An 18,327-nucleotide genomic window follows, 5' to 3' on the forward strand; every position below is an offset into this window, starting at 1 on the left:
GTCCGGCCAAAGCTCGCACACTAGCGTCGGACCGCTCACGGTGCGCCTGGGTATTTCCTCGAGGCGCTGCTCCAGAACTCGTGCTGCAACGGGAAGAAGGTTTCGGCGATTGATGACGTACGGCATTTTCTTGGATGCTTCGCTCGAAGATCTTTGTTTTCCGCGAGAAATTGTAGGCAAAGTTCTGCTAGTCTCAGAATCAGCCATGATCCAAGCTCCTGATAGCTAGATTGTGGTTAGGCTGGCCCAAGTGCTACGAACACGAAGGCCAGCCGCTTACGACTCTGGAGGATATCTTTGCTGGAAAAAATGATCAAGAAAAATCACTACAGTGTTGTGAAATGAATGCCCTTCAGTGCAAGCTTGCTCGTGTGGCATTAGGTTGGGGCGTGCGGGAGCTCGCGCACGCAGCGGGTGTGTCTACGCAAACAATAAGTCGTTTGGAAAGAGGAGAGCACCTGCGCGCTGGCACTAGAGATGGTATCAAACAGGTGTTTGAATCTGCAGGCATCGAATTCATCTCGGGGGATGGCGACAGCTTTGGAATTCATATCAGAAAGCACCGACCAATTGAGGGGGCGGATAATTAATTCGTTTTCAGTCTTAGCAACATTGCCACCCAGCTAGGCTCTTTTCGGCGTCTGTGGACATCGATCCTTTAGCAAGAGAGCCCTGAAAAACTCTAAAGTGAAATTCTTGAGCTTAAATCAAAAAACTGACCTTGCGGAAAACCGAAAAAAACCAATTGCTGAGAGCTTTAAAATGAGATCGTTCTGGAAAAAAGATGCCGTCATCTCTATTAAGTTAGATGAAGATTGCTACAGCCTCGCGCAAATGGCAAATGACAATGCACAAATGCGATTTTTCACGATATTTAATCAGACTGACGAATGGAAAGGCACTGATCTTGGAAAGATTGAACCTTTGTTTAGTGTGTTTATCGGAAACGTAGTTATCCAAAGACTGGGACAGAGGCGAGTTCCAATCAACGAAGTTAATCCGAGCAAACTGCCCTGCGATCAGTTGTTCATTGAGCCAATCTGCAACGCAGATGGCTACAGAATACGAAATGAGTTTTGGCAAAAAGCTGGCAATTTAGTTGATCTGGGACCTGGCGCACGAATTGCGGGATGCGATGCGCCAGTTATAAAACCAGAACTAAACATAGAGAAAAACATAAATGAAATAATAAATTATGAAATGACCAATATGTGGGGAGACAATAATGTAAGGAAGAGACTTTTGATGCAAAAAGAACGGAATATAAATATTGATCAATTCAAATTTTTTGTCTTTCCTGGATTGTTGGAGAGACTAAAACTCAAAGAAAGCGATTTTGACTGGACCGATTTAAAAACGAAACCCTCAAATTTTTTTAAAGGCTTGTCGGTGGCAAAGCTTTAAACAATGTGCAGAACAGCCTCCGGCCGCTTGGGTTTTCTCGACGCGAGTTTTGTTGAGGCGGGCTGGATGACGCCAGAATGATGAAACTGGCGACAAGAACTGCCCTCTCGTCACATTATTTAAATCATAGGCTCAAGCAGCGGATTTATATCCTGTCCCTTAATGTGGCCCGAAAATATGGAAAAGAAATTTTCTATTGAATGACAAAGATCGTAAGTGTCTTCGAAATCTGGCTCACGTCCAACCACTATATGATAATCAAAGTCCTTAGATATCTTCAACGCAATAAATGAGTACCCGTCCTTCACAGACATCAAAATCGGTAGGTGTTGGTTCCAAAACATTCTAATACGCTCGCTATCGCGCAGGTCAAGAGCGGCTTCTTGGCTCAGCATTTCAAATTCATTCCATCGAAAACAGGTATCGGTTTCTCTAGCGAAATCCTCAAGCATCAGGAACCATGCGTTGTCGGACGGGCTTTGGACCTTTTGACATACACTTAAAAACTCGAGATACTTTTCTGGCAAGTCAGCGATATTGAATAAGCTGTATCCAAGAATGCTTGGCGTGTTTTGTTGGCCCTTTCTTTTTTCCACGGCCCAGGTTTCCTCAAGCGTGTTTATGAATCTTTCAGTGTCCATTTTGCAAATGTTCCTCAGCGAAAAGCGTTTTTTAAACAAGGAGGGCTATTTGCGATGCTGATGCTGATGCTGATGCTGAAAAAATAACTCTTTTCCATCAGGAAGGGTCTCAGTGGATGGCTGTGCTATCTATCAAAAGCGGACGTCAAAATAAATTCGGAACAAACGAAAACAAATAGACCGACTGCCGCACCTACGATCGGAATTTTCCTTCCTAGCTTTCGCGCGTTCTCCAAGAAACTGAGTTCACTTCGACCAAGCCAGTAATACGCCACTATCATTCCTGCAGACCACATAAAGCCAAGGTCAAGGAATTGCTTCAGTGTCATGCTTTCTCCTACTTAACAAACTCGTATTGACGATAAAAGGGTTTCTGGCACTGCGCCAGCGGTTGTAACCGCGGCACTGGTTTGTAAGCCTGTGGAAGAAATCACGACCATGACACCCGATCACGTCACACGACTAGTCCCACTCGATCTCTACGACTTCAGCCTCACATGTCTCATGGTGCCACAGCTCGATCAGTTGTGAACCAATTCTGAAAAACAGGGCGTCTCCGGTGCCATTTTCAGCAATAGCGATGGCCTCGGTAGGGAACTTCCATAAGGCGCCACGATGCTGTCTCACGCGCAATGTGGTTTGCTGTCCGACCGATACGCTTTCGATCTGTCGGGTCGAAGACTGGAAACAGCCACCAACCAGCTTCGCCAGATTGCACAAGTCCTCCGTTCGAGCGAAGCAGACGGGCTCTGAGCTGTAATGGAAGTAAATACCCAATTTCTCCCTCGGCAGCAGCAATTTGGGTCTCATCAACTGGAAAGGCCACTTTGTCGTTCGCTCCTATTTTTTCCTTTTAGGGATAGACCGGTTTGCGCCTCGACTTTAGAGGCCTAAGGTCGGCTTCGAAAAGCTGATGTCAGCTTTTTTATAGCCTTGATGCTACGAATATGATAGCGATCGTGTAATTTCCACTGACGTAAAAGGATGATTCACGGTGCGGCCCACTGACGGTCGTGCTGATCGCGTTTAATCCACGGGCTGTGAATCTAAGTAAAACCCTATACGGCCGATGGTATCGGGTGCGTGCCTATCAGGAAGCTATCGGCAGGAATGGCTAAATTAGAAGATCTAATTGATGTAGATGATCCCGGGTTGACCATGCTGCTTGAGTGGGCTGGACAGCCGAGCGCCAATTCCAGTGTGTTCCTACCGCCGGATCAAAGTCTGGCGGGCATGACCCTCCTGCGTCTTGGCATCACGACACGCTCTATTCTCGGAGCTATCGTGTTCGAGACGGGTGGGATCTCTGTGGCTGGCGGTTTGATTAGGCTTTGGGGGTCTGGTACTTCGCGATCGCTTCTTCTAGCCAATCGTGCCGCTAGCGTTGCCGCCAATCGTGAACTTACAGGGATTCTGCTGATCGCTGATGACGTTTACGGTGGACTGTTTGCAATTAACGGAGGTTTCTTCAGCAAATGCAATATCGGCGACATTTTCCATTTGCCGTCGGATGAAGCTCAGTGGAGTTGTCTGGATGTCGGCTACTCAGACTTTGCAGCATGGTGTTTAGGCGGTGACCTGACGATGCTGTATGGGAAAAACACGCAGAATCTGGAAATCGAACTCAGCGGCAAGCCAGCGATGGACCAGGTACTCGCCACTTATCCGTTTCCTTGGAACGATGAGGGACGACGAGCAAGTGTTTCAGTGCGTGAAGTTAACGCCGACGAACACCTTCGCTTGAGGGTAGAACTCAACGGTTTCGAGATAAAGGTGTAGTGGCTGTGGAAGCGAGAAAACAATTCCAAGAGTATTTTACCGTCCACCAAAATATGGAAATTCCTGATCAATGGTATCTTGGGATTGCCGAGTCTGCAGAAATGGAATTTTGGGGCTGGGAATTTGAAGTTGGCAAATCATATGAGGGTCCAACACCTGTCTATGTACCGATTGCACGTGAAGGGAAAAAACAATCATTGAGCTTTGGCGGTATTAACGCACTCCATGTGTCAACAAAAGACCTCTCGAAATTGATGCGGAATATCGATGATCAAATCCAATTCGTCAGTGCATCGGTTGGCGATAAAAGAATGGATTACACAATAACAAACGCCCTGGTAACAATCGATGCAATTGATTACGAGAAAACCAAGGGGCAAAAATACGATGATGACCAAGTAAGGAAAAATCCAAAAAAAAATAATATTTTCAAGCATATTAGAGAATTGCATCTACTTAGATCGCCCGTAAATGGGCATGATTTTTTTAGACTTAATAATTCATTGGGCACTCTAGTTGTCAGCGCAAAGTTCAAAGCTAACGCTGAACGCCTGTACAAATCTAATCATGGAGCTTTATTTACTCCCGTCAGTGTCAGTGAATAGCACTGGGATCTCCCCTCTCCCGTGCCTGTTTCCGGCGGGTTTATGGCGAGTGAAAACCTTAAAAGCAGGCTCTCATGCATTGGAGTTCTGTCTAAGCGCTGTAGCTCGTATTGTTAGCAGTCACCATTTGCTTACGCAGCGGGTCTTTGGTTGAGTGATAAGGGCCACTTTATAACTTGCGATCTCTCATTGAAACAGCCGTCAATCGAACTCGGCGGCACTAATCTGTGACCCGTTCCAATGCTTTGAGGACTGTCCTCTCTGAGAGGTTCAGGTAATGATCCATCTCGTCGGCGGCCTCTTTTGCCTTTCCACCCTCACTCAGCAACAAAATGCTGTAATTCATATCAACGAACGGTGCGTGTAGCTGGGCTCTGTTTTCAAGCAACCCAAAGCCAAGACGTAGCTCTGCGGATACACGTTCGTAAAACTCGCTCACTCGCCTACTGTCGGCAAGGTCTACCACAGCACTATGAAACTGCATGTTTGCGCTGCCCACTTTTAGCCAGTCTTCATCAGCACGGTGGGCTTGTGCGATTTCTACGGCCTCACGCATCTTCTTTATCGACTGATGCTGATGCCAGGCTTGGCGTAATGCGCCACATTCCACCAGACGACGCACGCGATAGATATCGATTATGGATGCGATCGTTGGTACGGCGACAGTGACCCCCCTGTTCGTTTCATGCTTTAATAGTCCATCCTTGGTTAAGAGCCGAAAGGTCTCACGGAGCGAGTTGCGCGAAACCTCAAAACGCTCGCTGAATGCGGTTTCGGACAAGTGCTGGCCGGGTGATAGCTCACCAGAGATCAGGAGTTCACGGATGTGCTTCGCCAGCCGGTCAGCGAGAGAGAGTGACTCTGCGTTTTCGCCCATGGCGTTTTTCTCTTTGGTTCAATTGATTGATTTTGTGAAGGTCGTATCAGGTTTACTTTGTCGCTGGTGCAATCTGCTATTTCACGACGCCATCGCCAAGTGATCCCTATATTATTGTTCAACGAAAAACGCATATAAAGATTTCTTGTAGGGACTTATTTAAAAGTTGTTGAACAATATTGACTTTTTCGGCCTTCGTGGCAAGACTTCGTTTTGCAATATCCGCGAGGGGCGGATAGCAAAAAAAAGAGGAAGATTATTCCATGGAGCAGAAAGATCTCTCCGGCGATGCTTTGGGTACAGCGTCACAACGAAAAAAGAACCAACGATACGCTTTGCTTTCCGCCATGTTTTTGATGTCAATGTCGGCGGTCGGACCCGGCTTTATAACGCAGACTGCGAACTTCACGGTCAAGCTTGGCGCTGCCTTCGCTTTTGCCATTGTTATTTCCATCCTTATTGATTTTGTGGTTCAGGCGAACGTCTGGCGCATTATAACAGTGACCCGAATGCGCGCACCGGCCATTGCCAATGCCGCCATCCCGGGTTCCGGCTACCTACTTGCCATACTTGTTATCATCGGAGGGTTGTTTTTTAATATTGGAAACATCGGCGGTGCAGGCCTTGGCTTGAACGCGATGATCGACCTTGATCCAAAAATCGGTGGAGCAATTGCCGCGCTGGTAGCGATCGGCATCTTCCTGTCGCGCCGCGCTGGTGTTGCTATGGACCGCGTCGTTTACGTTGCAGCTTTCGTCAAACTCGCCCTTATCCTTTATGCGGTATTTGTTTCCGGGCCCCCTGTGGCCGAGGCATTCCGTCAAACCTTCCTTCCAGATACAATTGATTTTGTTACGATTACGACAATTGTCGGCGGCACGGTCGGCGGTTACATCACCTACGCCGGTGCACACCGCCTCCTGGACAAGGGCACGGTCGGCGTTGAAAACATCGGTGCCGTCAACCGCGCAGCCTTGAGCGGCATCGCGATTACCGGTGTCCTTCGCTACATTCTGTTTTTAGCAATTCTTGGCGTTGTGGCATCAGGTGTTGTCATCGACCTCTCCGGTAAGGGAGCAAATCCGGCGGGCCAAGCATTCCGCGCTGCATCTGGTGATATCGGATATCGCTTGTTCGGTGCCGTGTTCCTGGCGTCTGCCATGACGAGCATCATCGGAGCTGCCTACACGTCTGTGTCGTTCCTTACCGCCTTCAAGCCGGATATGAGCGAACGCCAGCGTAACCTTTCAACGGTTGTATTCATCGGTATTTCGCTGATTGCCTACATCCTCATCACGACACCGCCTGCGGCCATGCTCGTCTTCGTCGGTGGTCTGAACGGTCTCGTCCTGCCCATCGGTTTGTCCATCCTTCTGTTTGCAGCGTGGAAGCGTTCCGACCTGATGAATGGTTACCACTATCCACGCTGGTTGCTGGCTCTCGGTGCCCTCACCTGCGTCCTCACATGGTACATGGCATATAGATCAGTCGGACCGATTTTCGCACTCCTTAGCCTCTGATCAATTCCCCTCGATATCATTTGCGGCCGTACCTCGGTCTGGCCGCAACATTTAGAAATCAGGATGAATCTTATGGCCAAAATAGACCTCAACAGCGATCTTGGCGAAAGCTACGGCGCATGGAGCATGGGAGATGACAGCGCGATGTTGTCGGTCGTTTCCAGCGCCAACATTGCCTGCGGTTTCCATGCGGGTGATCCGGCGGGTATCTACCGCACGGTCAAAGCTGCTGCTGAAAACGGTGTCGTCGTTGGAGCCCATGTCTCCTATCCAGACCGCGTCGGCTTTGGTCGGCGCGACATGGATGTCACGTCGGAAGAACTGATCGCCGATGTCATCTACCAGATCGGTGCGCTGCAAGGCATTGCAGCCGCGGCTGGCACGGCCGTGCGTTACGTCAAGCCGCATGGCGCGCTTTACAACCGCATCGCCAATGACGCCAAGCAGGGCCAAGCGGTGATCGATGGCATCAAGGCCGTCGATGCCTCGCTCGTCTTGATGGGCCTTGCCAATGCGCTGATCCTTGATCTGGCCCGCAAATCCGGTCTTGCGGTCGTTGCGGAAGCCTTCGCGGACCGTGCCTACACCCCACAAGGTCAGCTCGTATCCCGTCGCGAGGCCGGTGCCGTGCTGCATGATGCGGAAAAAATCGCCGCCCGCATGGTCCAGCTTGCCCGCGAAGGCACGCTGGAAGCCATCGATGGCAGCATCGTCAAGATCGAAGCGCAGTCCATCTGCGTGCATGGCGATAGCCCCGGCGCCGTTGCCATCGCACATCAGATCCGTCAGCGGTTCGAAGCCGAAGGCATCGACATCCGTTCTTTCGTCTCCAGCAATTAAGGAGCGCTCACGATGATCCCGACATCCTTTTTGAACCACACGGATGCGACAGCCGCCCGCAAGGCGCGTGACGATTATCGTAATGGTCTTGTCGCACCGACATCCGGCATCGCGCCCGGTTTTACGCAGGCCAATATGATTGTGCTGCCGCGTGACTGGGCCTTCGATTTCCTGCTTTATGCGCAGCGTAACCCGAAGCCTTGCCCGGTGCTCGATGTGTCCGATCCCGGCGTGCCGACCACCTTGCTTGCCCCCGGTGCCGATCTTCGCACCGATCTGCCGCTCTACCGCATCTGGCGGGATGGAAAGCTGGTCGAGGAAACCGCGGATGCGACCAGCGCATGGGCGGAGCGCGATGATCTCGTCGCCTTCCTTATCGGCTGCAGCTTCACCTTCGAGACACCGATGGTGGAAGCGGGCATCGAAATCCGTCATATGACGGACAAGTGCAATGTGCCGATGTATCTGACCAACCAGCCCTGTCGTCCGGCAGGTCGGTTGAAGGGCAATATGGTCGTTTCAATGCGTCCCATCCCCGCCTCAAGGGTAGCGGATGCGGCGACGATTTCCGGTCGCTTTCCCGCCGTTCATGGGTCGCCCGTTCACGTGGGTTCGCCGACAGAAATCGGCATTGCCGACCTCGCGAAACCCGATTTCGGTGATCCGGTGCGGATTGAACCCGGCGAAGTACCGGTGTTCTGGGCCTGTGGAGTGACGCCGCAGGCGGCCGTTATGGCATCGGGCGTGCCCTTTGCGATCACCCATTCTCCCGGCCATATGTTCATCACTGACATTCCCGATTCTGCCTATCATGCGTGAGGACAAGATGCGCTTCTTACCCGTCAGCCTCACGACCATTTTGGTTGAACTCGCCGATCTCGATCAGACGCTTGCACTCTTCGCATCGCTCGAAGCCGACCCTATCGACGGTATCGAGGAGACGGTTCCGGCGGCTCGCACGCTGATGATCCGTTTTCGCCCGGAAAGCATCACGGCAGAGGCTCTGGCAGCTGAAATCGCCACGCGCGATTTGTCTGCCAAGATCGCGCCATCCGACAAGCTGGTGGAAATTCCGGTTCGTTATGATGGTGAGGATCTGGCCGACGTTGCCGAACTAACAGGACTGAGTGTCGAAGAGGTCATTCGTCGTCATACGGACAGTGAGTTTACCGTCGCCTTTTGTGGTTTTGCCCCCGGCTTCGGTTATCTGGTGGGCGGTGATCCGGCGCTGCATGTCCCGCGGCGCCAAAGCCCGCGTACGCGCATTCCCATCGGCTCTGTTGCGCTTGCCGGTGCTTTCAGCGGCGTCTACCCGCAAAACAGCCCCGGCGGCTGGCAAATCCTCGGCACCACGCCTTTGAAAATGTGGGATATCGAACGGGACCCGGGCGCACTGTTCCAGCCCGGTTATCGCGTTCGCTTCTTTGATATGGACAAGTCGGAACGCAGTATCGATGTGCCCGCAGTAAAACCTGCCGCCCCCAAGGCCGTGACAAACAAAGATGCCGCTCATTTCGAAGTGCTGGCAGCACCTATGCCCGCCGTTTTTCAAGACCTTGGCCGATACGGGCAAACGGGGCAGGGCGTTTCCGCATCCGGCGCTCTCGATCGTTCGGCTTTCAACACCGCAAACCGCATCGTCGGCAACCCGGCCAATACCCCATGCCTGGAACTCACGCTGGGCGGCTTTTCCTTCAAGAGTTCTAGTCGAGCCGTAATCGGAGTGGCAGGCGCATCTTGCGTTATCACCATCAAGTCCGAAGCATATAGCTTCGAGGCAAACCCCTACGCGCCGATCTCTCTGGAGCCCGGTGATGTCGTGACATTTGGCAATCCCTCCGCTGGCATGCGCTGTTATCTCGCTGTGCGTGGCGGTTTCGACGTTGCGCCGGTTTTGGGCAGCGCTGCAACCGATACGCTGGCCGTGGTTGGGCCGGAGAATGTCGTTGCTGGTTCGGTGGTCGATCTGCGCAACGAGAAAAACGGTCTTTCCAGCGTCTCCATCGACGAGGTTCCGGCCTTCGGTCTGCCAAAGGCAGGGGAGGTTGTCACGCTTGATATCGTCTATGGTCCGCGCACGGACTGGTTCACGCAAAAGGGTCTTGAGACGCTGACGAGCCAGCTCTGGCAGGTCACGCCACAGTCCAGCCGCGTCGGCATTCGGCTTGCGGGCGAGGTGCCGGTGGAACGCAAGGACAGTGCAGAACTGCCGAGCGAAGGCACGGCGACCGGCGCAATCCAGATACCGCACAGCGGTCAACCGGTGCTGTTTCTCGCAGATCACCCGCTAACGGGCGGGTACCCCGTCATCGGCGCGGTTGCGGAATATCACCTTGACCTTGCGGGCCAGATACCGATCAACGCCAAAATCCAGTTTCGCCCGCTTGGGCCTTTCACTGAGATTCCGGCGGTCAAGAACACAGAATTTTCGGGAGATAAACCATGAAGAAAGTGCTGATCGCCAATCGCGGCGAGATCGCGGTGCGTATCATCCGTGCCTGCCGTGACTATGATATCGGGTCCGTGGCCGTCTATGCCGATCCGGATCAGGATGCGCTTTTCGTGCGTCTGGCCGATGAGGCCTATGGGCTGGAGGGTGTGCGTCCTGCGGAAACCTATCTCGATATCGACAAGCTGATTGCCATTGCCAAGCGTTCCGGTGCAGACGCGGTTCACCCCGGTTATGGCTTCCTGTCGGAGCGCGCCGAATTTGCGCAGGCCGTTATCGATGCGGGACTGATCTGGATCGGCCCTGATCCTGATGTCATCAAGGTCTTGGGTGACAAGGTCGAAGCGCGGCGCATCGCTACCAGCGTCGGCGCGCCTCTTGTTGCCGGCAGCGATGGTCCGGTTTCCACATCGGCTGAGGTCATTGCCTTTGCCGAACAACACGGCCTGCCGGTCGCCATCAAGGCGGCGCATGGCGGTGGCGGGCGTGGCATCAAGGTTGCGTGGAAAATGGAAGAGATTGCTGATCTCTACGAATCCGCCGTGCGTGAAGCCACAGCCGCTTTTGGACGTGGCGAATGTTTTCTCGAACGTTTTCTAGATCGCCCGCGCCACATCGAAGCGCAGGTCATCGCAGACAAGCACGGCAATGTCGTTGTCCTTGGCACCCGTGACTGCTCGTTGCAGCGTCGAAACCAGAAACTCATCGAAGAAGCGCCAGCCCCTTTCCTGACGCCTGAACAACGTCAAAAAATCCATGATTCCGCCAAGGCAATCTGTGCGGCGGCGGGTTACTCCGGTGCGGGTACGGTGGAGTTTCTCTTAGGTGTCGACGGCACGATTTCCTTCCTTGAAGTCAACACGCGCCTTCAGGTGGAACACCCCGTTACCGAAGAGACGACGGGTATCGATCTCGTGATCGAGCAGTTCCGCGTTGCGGAAGGCCAGCCGCTGCGCATTCTGGAAACGCCGGAGCCGCGCGGCCACTCCATGGAATTCCGCATCAATGCCGAAGATCCAGGTCGCGGCTTTCTGCCGACGCCCGGCGCAATCACGCTTTTCGATCCGCCATCCGGCCCCGGCATCCGTTTGGATAGCGGCGTTGTGTCCGGCTCCACTATTCCTGGCGTTTTCGACTCGCTGATGGCAAAGCTCATCGTTACGGGCGTGGATCGTGATCAGGTGTTACGCCGTGCCCGCCGTGCGCTGAAAGAATTCCGCATCGAAGGCATCGCCACTGTCCTGCCGTTCCATCGCGCCGCAATCGACACCGAAGACTTCATCGGTACCGATGGTTTCAAGGTTCACACCCGCTGGATCGAGACCGATTTTGCCGACATGCCCGATGCGATGGAGCGGCCCGCACCAGCCGATGACGCCTCCATCACCCGCACATGGCTGGAGATCGATGGCAAGCGCGTATCCGTCGGCCTGCCGCACCTGCTGTTGGCCGGTTTTAGCGGTGCCGGGACGGTTTCCGCTTCCCCGGCAGCTTCGACCAAGCCACCGGTGGACGGTATTTTGGCACCTGTTTCTGGCACACTGCAATCCTTCAAAGTCAAGGACGGTGACACGGTATCGGAGGGTGATCTGGTCGCCGTCATGGAAGCCATGAAAATGGAAACTCAGGTCACCGCCCCCAAATCCGGCACAATCCGCCTGCGCGTCAAGGAAGGTGATTACCTTCAGGCGGGCGATGTGGTGATTGTTTTCGACAGCTAGGTGTCGTGTAAAACAGGACGACGTCAGCTTGTATTGAACTCGACATGCGTTTGAAGGCTCTGTTGTTTGCGTGGTAGACAGACACGGTCCTCGCGCTCGTCACCCCGTTTGTATGGGCTTATTACAATGCTGAAGTTTGGGTACATCTCGCAGGTTGACATTAGACTGCGAGATGTCAACCTGAAGCCGACGGCCTCGCTCAGGGTATTCCCAATGATCCTTGAAAAGTTATCTGAGGTCTGTGCTCGAAATACATCTTCAAAGCGTAATAAGGGATACTGTCGGGTTCCACCATCCGCGATTGGTTATATTGCTGATCAGCATGGCAGATCGCTCACAATTCAGTACATTTCCCGGCCCTAAAATCTTCAGGAAGTCTATCGAAACGTAAAGTCATCGTGATCTCCAACGAAAGCGAACTTAGGAAAATTATAGAACATAACTGCTACAATTTTAATAGTTTCTCAAGTATCTGAATGCATTATCTATTTTGTAAACTGGTTGGAAGTTCTATGCCGTGGGCATGACGCCCGCGTGATTGCTCCTGCGTAACTTTTAGTGCTCGTATCGCACGCTTTCTCCATCTTCTAGGTAGCCAAATGACCCCCAAATCCAACATGATGACTAAGATCGTGCTCGCAGCATCTTGCGTTGTAGTTTTGGCCTTCGGCCTTTTCTCCGCATACATCGACAGTCTGCAATATCAACATACAACGACCACCGTAGAAGAACGTATCCAAACAGTGGGGCAGCAGGCTACCCAGAGCCTCACCAACTGGCTGAACGGTCGTGTTGTCCTTACGGAAACAATCGCAAAATCAGCTGAGCTTTCTCCAGACCTGGATACAAATCTCAAGTTGATGCAGAACGACGTCCTCACACGTCAGTTTCTCTCGAGTTACATGGGATTTTCTGCCGATGGTGGCTTTGTTCAGTGGCCGAAGAAAAAACTTCCAGATGGCTATGATCCTCGTAAGCGACCTTGGTATTTGGCCGCCGTGCAAGCAAACAACGCTGTTCTGACCGAGCCCTATAAGAACGTGACGACCGGAAAGCTCAATATCACAGTTGCCGTCCCGATTTCGAGGGATGGAAGTATCACTGGAGTCATGGCAAGCGACTTTGCACCAGACACCATGGTCGAGATGATTAAATCGATCAATGTCGGGCCAAACGGCTACGCATTCCTCGTCAATAAAGATGGTAAAATCCTTATTCACCCTGATGAAGCTATGGTCACAAAGACCATCACCGATCTCTTTCCGGAGGGGACGCCGGCTATCGATCAAAAAATTACGGAAGTTAAACTGAACGGCGTAGACAAAATCACCAGTTTTGTTCCTATGGCCGGCCTCCCTTCAGTTCAATGGTATTTGGGTTTCGTCATAGATAGTGACGCGGCATATGCTTCAATTTCTTCATTCCGCATCGCCGCGATTGTTGCGACTGTATTGGCGGTTGCCGGCATGATTGCATTCCTTGCCTTTCTTTTGAATAGCTTGATCGTCAGACCGGTGACCCAGATGACATACGCGATGGACCAGCTTGCGGCAGGTAATCTCGATGCTCAAATTCCCGGTCAAAAGCGATCAGATCAAATCGGGTTGATGTCCGCCGCTGTAGCAGTGTTCCGCACCAACGCGCTTGAGCGATCTCGTCTTGAGGATGACGCTGTAAAATCTCGAAACTTATCTGAGCAAGAAAGGGACGAGCGTGAGAAACAAACTGCGAAGGACAGCGCTGATATACAGTTCGCAGTTGATGCTCTTGCCAAAGGACTTTCCCACCTGTCGGATGGCGATCTTCAGTACCGAATCCATACGCCCTTTGTCGCTCGCGTCGATCGCCTTCGTGCAGACTTCAACACTTCGATTTCCAAACTCAACTCAGCGCTCACGAATGTCGGGCACAACGCGCGAGCTATAGATGCGGGCGCGAGTGAGATTCGCCAATCCGCCGACGACCTTGCAAAACGGACAGAACAACAGGCAGCATCTGTGGAACAAACAGCTGCTGCCTTGGAGGAGATTACGACGACCGTCAAAGATTCAGCGAAGCGTGCGGAAGAGGTCGGGAAACTGGTGGATAGAGCTCGAAACAACGCTGAAAAATCTGGCGTCGTCGTTGGAGATGCCGTCAAGGCAATGCAAGGCATAGAACACTCCTCATCGGCGATATCCAAAATCATCGGTGTTATCGACGAAATCGCATTTCAGACTAATCTTCTTGCTCTTAATGCCGGCGTCGAAGCCGCTCGCGCCGGTGAGGCAGGCAAGGGATTTGCCGTTGTGGCGCAGGAGGTTCGCGAACTGGCACAGCGATCGGCAAGCGCAGCAAAAGAAATTAAGACGCTCATTAGCGCTTCTACATCCCAAGTGGGAGCTGGAGTGACTTTGGTTGGTGATGCTGGCAGGGCGCTGGAGACGATCATCGACGAGGTGCAGGAAATCAATACGCACATCACTGCTATCGTTCTTGCCTCGCGCGAGCAATCAACAGGACTTCAAGAGATCAATACCGCGATCAATACCATCGACCAAGGCACACAACAGAACGCGGCGATGGTGGAAGAGCAGACTGCTGCAAGCCATGGTCTGGCTTCAGAAGCTTCGGCGCTCAACGAGTTGCTGTCTCAATTCAAGTTGGAAAACGAAGAGCCTCACCTTAAATCGAGAGCAGCATGATATACCGACGGCGTCCGTTGGAGTAACGCGGCGCCGTCGTTTAGATAGGGATTTAACTAAAAGTTTAACCCGCATATGGCAGGCAAGCGGAGGCTCACTTTGCTTCTACGGCAACGTATCCGTCAGCAGTTGGGACAAGGCTCGTGGCAAGATTGAATCCTGGTTAAAAACCTACAGACAACTATTGCTGCTCGAACTTTTTATTACACAAATGGCGAATGGTGGTGTCCATCAGTTTTTCGTCGACCCGGGAGTTTGCCGTTGTGGTGTTGGCCGCTATGCGGCAAGCGGGTGCGCTATGCCACGCAGACACCCTGCAAAGCGTCGTCGGAAAGTTTGACATGCCCTGCCCCGTCTACTGGCCGTATGACATGGACGCGATTTCGGGAAACTCTGGTCAGATTACGATCAAGAGTTAAACGAACTCTCTTTTGAGGTTGACGACTTAAGATCATCCGAAGGATGTTTGCCATCTTGAAGAAGAAAGAGCCTATGCCGACGTGAGAAGGAGTCTTCAGAGCGAGCAACAACTTTGTCGATAAATCATAGGTTGGTATTGGGACTATGGCCAACTGATTTTGCGGTTTAACGCCGTGCGTTCTTTCGCGCGCAGCGGGATTGCGGACGACGAGGCAGCCTCGATGCTTCAACATTAGAAATGCTGTGAAGCGACACTTGTTTCCACCACACTTGATGCAAGCTCAAAGATTTTTCGTGGAAGATGATCATCTGGCCCCGAACGCCAAAATGCATTGAATGAAAGCGCTGGGAGTGAGAACGGAGTATCAAGCTCAACAAGGCTTCCGTCTGCCAGTTTGTCGAGCACCAGATCACGTGGAATTGCTGCTATCCCCATACCTGCTATCGCCATTTTTATTACAACTGCTATCGAAGAACTGGCATGCAAGGTCGGCGATATAAAAAGTGGATCAGATAGCAGTGCCGAAACGCTGGCGTAAGGCTGTGTCATGCGTGCATATGTCATGACTGGGTATGTTGAAAAATAATCGAAAACATTCTTTCCGGAAGACTCAGCGAGCCCAGGGCTAACGAAGAACCGAATAGAGAAGTCACAAAGTGAACGCTTGATGACGGATTGGCTATCGGTTGACCCTATAAAGAATGCCAAATCCAGTTTTTGATGCAGCAAACGCTCTCTCAAGTATGCGGCTGTGTCAACGTCGATTTCCAACGTCAATTTAGGATAGTGGTCGCTGATCTTGTCGACAAGCTCTGGTAGCCAGGTGTGTGCAATTGTTTCACCCAAGCCAAGGCGAAAATTCCCGGAAATACGAAATTTATCGGCTACGCTGTAGAGCATTTCAGAACGCATCTGCAGCATGCGCTCAGCATATGCCGCAACGTCGCGGCCTACGCTTGTCGGAATAACGGTTCTATTTGAACGGTCGAAAAGCTTGGTACCAAACTCGGCTTCGACTTGTATCACTCTCGCTGACATGGCCGGCTGAGTAGTATTCAGCTTCTCGGCAGCAGCAGTTATGCTCCCAAGCTTAATGGTCCAGTAAATAGCCTCTAGCCCTTTGAAGTCGATCACAATGCCACTACACTCTTCTTGTAACACGTTTATTTTACGGATCACTCTTTAGCTAATAGAAAATGTCCCAAGATGAACAGTTGGCTCGGTTTCTCTAAACAATTCCAATGTTTTTCCGAGTAAGTGTTTGCCTCAATTATGCGGCCACCATAATCGCGGTCGCGCGTCTACCATGTCTTATCCAACGTCTGCCGGTCACGGACGTCACAAACTCGTCAGCAATTGACGCCCGCAATGTCGGTGATGTCAAGGTGCGAAGGAAAATCACGTTTGCATTCAAAGAGCCTTATGAAAACATTTGAAAACAGGCCTCCATGGTAATCCGTAAGGAGATGTCTGGCACCCATAACATAAAATATTTCTATGCATTTCTATAAATACAAAAAATTTGTTTCTATGACACGCTGTGTGCGAGGGTCACAAATCGTGCTTCTTGAAAGCCAATATTTTTGAAAGACCGGGGGTAAATCGAGTTGAAAGCTTTTCAAAGTCGCACCGAGGTTCTGGTCAACGACCTAGCCGCAGCGGTTTCACTGCTTAAAGATAAACCTGGACTCATCGTAAATGAAATTCAGACCTTGGTTGAGCGAGATTTCCATATAGAATTCGCCATGATCGTTAAAGGAAACGCTCGGCTCGCTCTTGTGAAGCCGATAAGCGGAATTCTCAAGGACCTTTTTGATGATAAAGGTGAAGGTACTTGCTACAGGTTAACGTCGGCATCAGATGTGGCAGGCGTCGAATTCAAGGTTGTGCGACAAGGTGTGTTGGCAGGTGGTCCCTCCTTTGATGTTGTTGAAACTGTTAAGCTGTTTCTCAACAGAATACCGTCAAGGTCTTTCAGTGAAGATGTACGCTCGTTCAACGCTCCCTGCCCTGACTGGCAACCACAGCCCGCTAGTTTCGACCCGATGAACGCAGTTGCGAGGTCCTCGTCAGATAGTCGGGGCCAATTATGAGAACTTGGACCCTTCGTCCGTGCATTCCATAATTTGGAAAGTAGGTTGGGCAGCACGCCATAAGCACTGCATCGAATTCAGTCATCTGGATGCCGACGGCATGGCATCGATCCAACCCGGAATTGCGCCGCAGTTCAGACGCGGTACGTTCACGCCGGGCTGGTATTCTATTGCAGACCCGAAACTGTATACCTTGGCACTCGCCAACCACTTCCGCTCTATGGGCGGAACGATCGAGAGAGCAGAAGCCGCTGGCATCAAGTCCAACGAACATGATGTCGAAATCGCAACGATGGACGGCCGCACGCGCCATGCTTCAAAAGTCGTTCTTGCCGCAGGAGCATTCTCGCACCGCATAGCCCGAACGCTAGGCGAAACCATTCCACTCGAGACCGAGCGGGGCTACAACACCACTCTTCCACTGGATGCATTCGATCTACGTACACAGGTGACTTTCAGTGGCCACGGCTTCGTTGTGACTCTGCTCTCAACCGGCATCAGGGTCGGAGGATCTGTCGAATTCGGCGGACTTGACCTACCCCCTGATTTTCGCCGGTGCGACGTTATGCTCGAAAAGGCTTGCGCGTTTCTTCCCGGACTAAAGCGCGAAGGTGGAACCCAGTGGATGGGATTTCGGCCGTCACTTCCAGACAGTCTGCCAGCCATCGGGCACGCACGTTCGACGAAAAACGTAGTCTACGCGTTCGGCCACGGACATCTTGGCCTCACCCAGTCCACAGGAACAGCAAGGCTCGTTGCCGATTTGCTGACAGACAGGCAGCCTTCAATAGACATTTCCGCTTTCTCACCACAGCGATTCTAATGGAGCAAGTTCGTCTCGAATACGGACTTCAAGGCCACCGGAACCGATTGTACACTTGCCTCGCAGGGAGCCATCCACAAAAGGATGGACATCGGGGCGGTAGGGCGGCAAGCGCAGCAACTAGATGCTTCTGTCTTTGAAGACCTATTTCCGGTATGGTAATCCCATGCTTGTGCTCGACCTCAGCGATCAGAAAAGTTAGATAGGCCGAAAGCTTGTCGCTTCCAGACGGACGGTTTTGCCGCAGCGGTGCAGGCGTGCCAGTCACCGCGCGACGCCACAGAATTTTGATCGCAGCGCTTTCGTTGACACAAAGGTGCCCGTCGCGACTGGCTGCCGCCCATCATCGACACAACGCGCTCGCGAACATCCAAACGATAAAATCTGCCCTGGATGCATTTCCATCTAAACGGAACCAACTAGAGTCATTTTTTTGAACCATCTTTTTAGACAAAGATTACAAAGCCGCG

General features: G+C 52.0%; 15 protein-coding genes and 1 pseudogene. 12 read left to right on the plus strand and 4 right to left on the minus strand.

From position 1 onward, the window contains the following. Positions 1–341 precede the first annotated feature (341 nt). Positions 342–590, plus strand: a complete 249-nt coding sequence (locus RMR16_RS24915; protein ID WP_320200795.1) for a helix-turn-helix transcriptional regulator — start codon at positions 342–344, stop codon at positions 588–590. Between the two features lie 97 nt (positions 591–687). After that, entirely contained in the window at positions 688–1,404 is a 717-nt protein-coding gene (locus RMR16_RS24920; RefSeq protein WP_320200662.1) for a hypothetical protein, read from the plus strand. A gap of 119 nt (positions 1,405–1,523) precedes the next feature. On the opposite strand, the gene RMR16_RS24925 is transcribed toward RMR16_RS24920, so the two are convergent. Together RMR16_RS24925 and RMR16_RS24930 are read right to left on the minus strand one after the other, a co-directional pair. Then, the gene (locus RMR16_RS24925; protein WP_320200663.1) at positions 1,524–2,045 is read right to left on the minus strand and encodes a hypothetical protein; all 522 of its coding nucleotides are present in this window, start codon (positions 2,043–2,045) and stop codon (positions 1,524–1,526) included. 568 nt (positions 2,046–2,613) lie between these two features. Continuing rightward, complete coding sequence (locus RMR16_RS24930) at positions 2,614–2,871, minus strand: SMI1/KNR4 family protein (RefSeq protein WP_413786017.1); 258 nt, start codon at positions 2,869–2,871, stop codon at positions 2,614–2,616. 284 nt (positions 2,872–3,155) lie between these two features. Here RMR16_RS24930 and RMR16_RS24935 point away from each other — a divergent pair, with 284 nt between their 5' ends. Together RMR16_RS24935 and RMR16_RS24940 are read left to right on the plus strand one after the other, a co-directional pair. Next, complete coding sequence (locus RMR16_RS24935) at positions 3,156–3,824, plus strand: DUF2625 family protein (RefSeq protein ID WP_320200664.1); 669 nt, start codon at positions 3,156–3,158, stop codon at positions 3,822–3,824. A 5-nt stretch (positions 3,825–3,829) separates the two neighbouring features. Continuing rightward, the gene (locus RMR16_RS24940) at positions 3,830–4,429 is read left to right on the plus strand and encodes an imm11 family protein (RefSeq protein ID WP_320200665.1); all 600 of its coding nucleotides are present in this window, start codon (positions 3,830–3,832) and stop codon (positions 4,427–4,429) included. A gap of 220 nt (positions 4,430–4,649) precedes the next feature. Here RMR16_RS24940 and RMR16_RS24945 read toward each other — a convergent pair whose 3' ends face one another. Beyond that, on the minus strand, positions 4,650–5,306 hold the full coding sequence (locus RMR16_RS24945; protein ID WP_320200666.1) for a GntR family transcriptional regulator: 657 nt from the start codon (positions 5,304–5,306) through the stop codon (positions 4,650–4,652). A gap of 263 nt (positions 5,307–5,569) precedes the next feature. Between RMR16_RS24945 and RMR16_RS24950 the strand changes: the two genes are divergently transcribed. The 6 genes from RMR16_RS24950 to RMR16_RS24975 all read left to right on the plus strand — a co-directional run bounded on the left by RMR16_RS24950 (position 5,570) and on the right by RMR16_RS24975 (position 14,520). Then, positions 5,570–6,826, plus strand: a complete 1,257-nt coding sequence (locus tag RMR16_RS24950) for an NRAMP family divalent metal transporter (RefSeq protein ID WP_320200667.1) — start codon at positions 5,570–5,572, stop codon at positions 6,824–6,826. A 72-nt stretch (positions 6,827–6,898) separates the two neighbouring features. After that, positions 6,899–7,666: a LamB/YcsF family protein gene (locus RMR16_RS24955; protein WP_320200668.1), complete on the plus strand. Its 768-nt coding sequence runs from the start codon at positions 6,899–6,901 to the stop codon at positions 7,664–7,666. A 12-nt stretch (positions 7,667–7,678) separates the two neighbouring features. Beyond that, the gene (locus RMR16_RS24960) at positions 7,679–8,485 is read left to right on the plus strand and encodes a putative hydro-lyase (RefSeq protein ID WP_320200669.1); all 807 of its coding nucleotides are present in this window, start codon (positions 7,679–7,681) and stop codon (positions 8,483–8,485) included. A 7-nt stretch (positions 8,486–8,492) separates the two neighbouring features. Next, positions 8,493–10,112 carry a 5-oxoprolinase/urea amidolyase family protein gene (locus RMR16_RS24965; RefSeq protein ID WP_320200670.1) on the plus strand — a complete coding sequence of 540 codons (1,620 nt, stop codon included), beginning with the start codon at positions 8,493–8,495 and terminating at the stop codon, positions 10,110–10,112. Beyond that, positions 10,109–11,836, plus strand: a complete 1,728-nt coding sequence (locus RMR16_RS24970; protein ID WP_320200671.1) for an acetyl/propionyl/methylcrotonyl-CoA carboxylase subunit alpha — start codon at positions 10,109–10,111, stop codon at positions 11,834–11,836. The genes RMR16_RS24965 and RMR16_RS24970 overlap by 4 nt, the downstream gene beginning before the upstream one ends. Before the next feature lie 599 nt (positions 11,837–12,435). Then, positions 12,436–14,520 (plus strand): methyl-accepting chemotaxis protein, encoded by a 2,085-nt coding sequence (locus tag RMR16_RS24975; RefSeq protein WP_320200672.1) that lies wholly within the window; start codon positions 12,436–12,438, stop codon positions 14,518–14,520. A gap of 652 nt (positions 14,521–15,172) precedes the next feature. Here RMR16_RS24975 and RMR16_RS24980 read toward each other — a convergent pair. After that, positions 15,173–16,120: a LysR family transcriptional regulator gene (locus RMR16_RS24980; RefSeq protein WP_432355433.1), complete on the minus strand. Its 948-nt coding sequence runs from the start codon at positions 16,118–16,120 to the stop codon at positions 15,173–15,175. A 428-nt stretch (positions 16,121–16,548) separates the two neighbouring features. Here RMR16_RS24980 and RMR16_RS24985 point away from each other — a divergent pair, with 428 nt between their 5' ends. Together RMR16_RS24985 and RMR16_RS24990 are read left to right on the plus strand one after the other, a co-directional pair. Then, positions 16,549–17,034: a hypothetical protein gene (locus RMR16_RS24985; protein ID WP_320200674.1), complete on the plus strand. Its 486-nt coding sequence runs from the start codon at positions 16,549–16,551 to the stop codon at positions 17,032–17,034. Between the two features lie 43 nt (positions 17,035–17,077). Further along, positions 17,078–17,857: pseudogene (locus RMR16_RS24990) on the plus strand (NAD(P)/FAD-dependent oxidoreductase); the annotation flags it as partial. Positions 17,858–18,327: the final 470 nt, after the last annotated feature.

The organism is Agrobacterium sp. rho-13.3, from assembly GCF_033957765.2.
Classification (GTDB): domain Bacteria; phylum Pseudomonadota; class Alphaproteobacteria; order Rhizobiales; family Rhizobiaceae; genus Agrobacterium.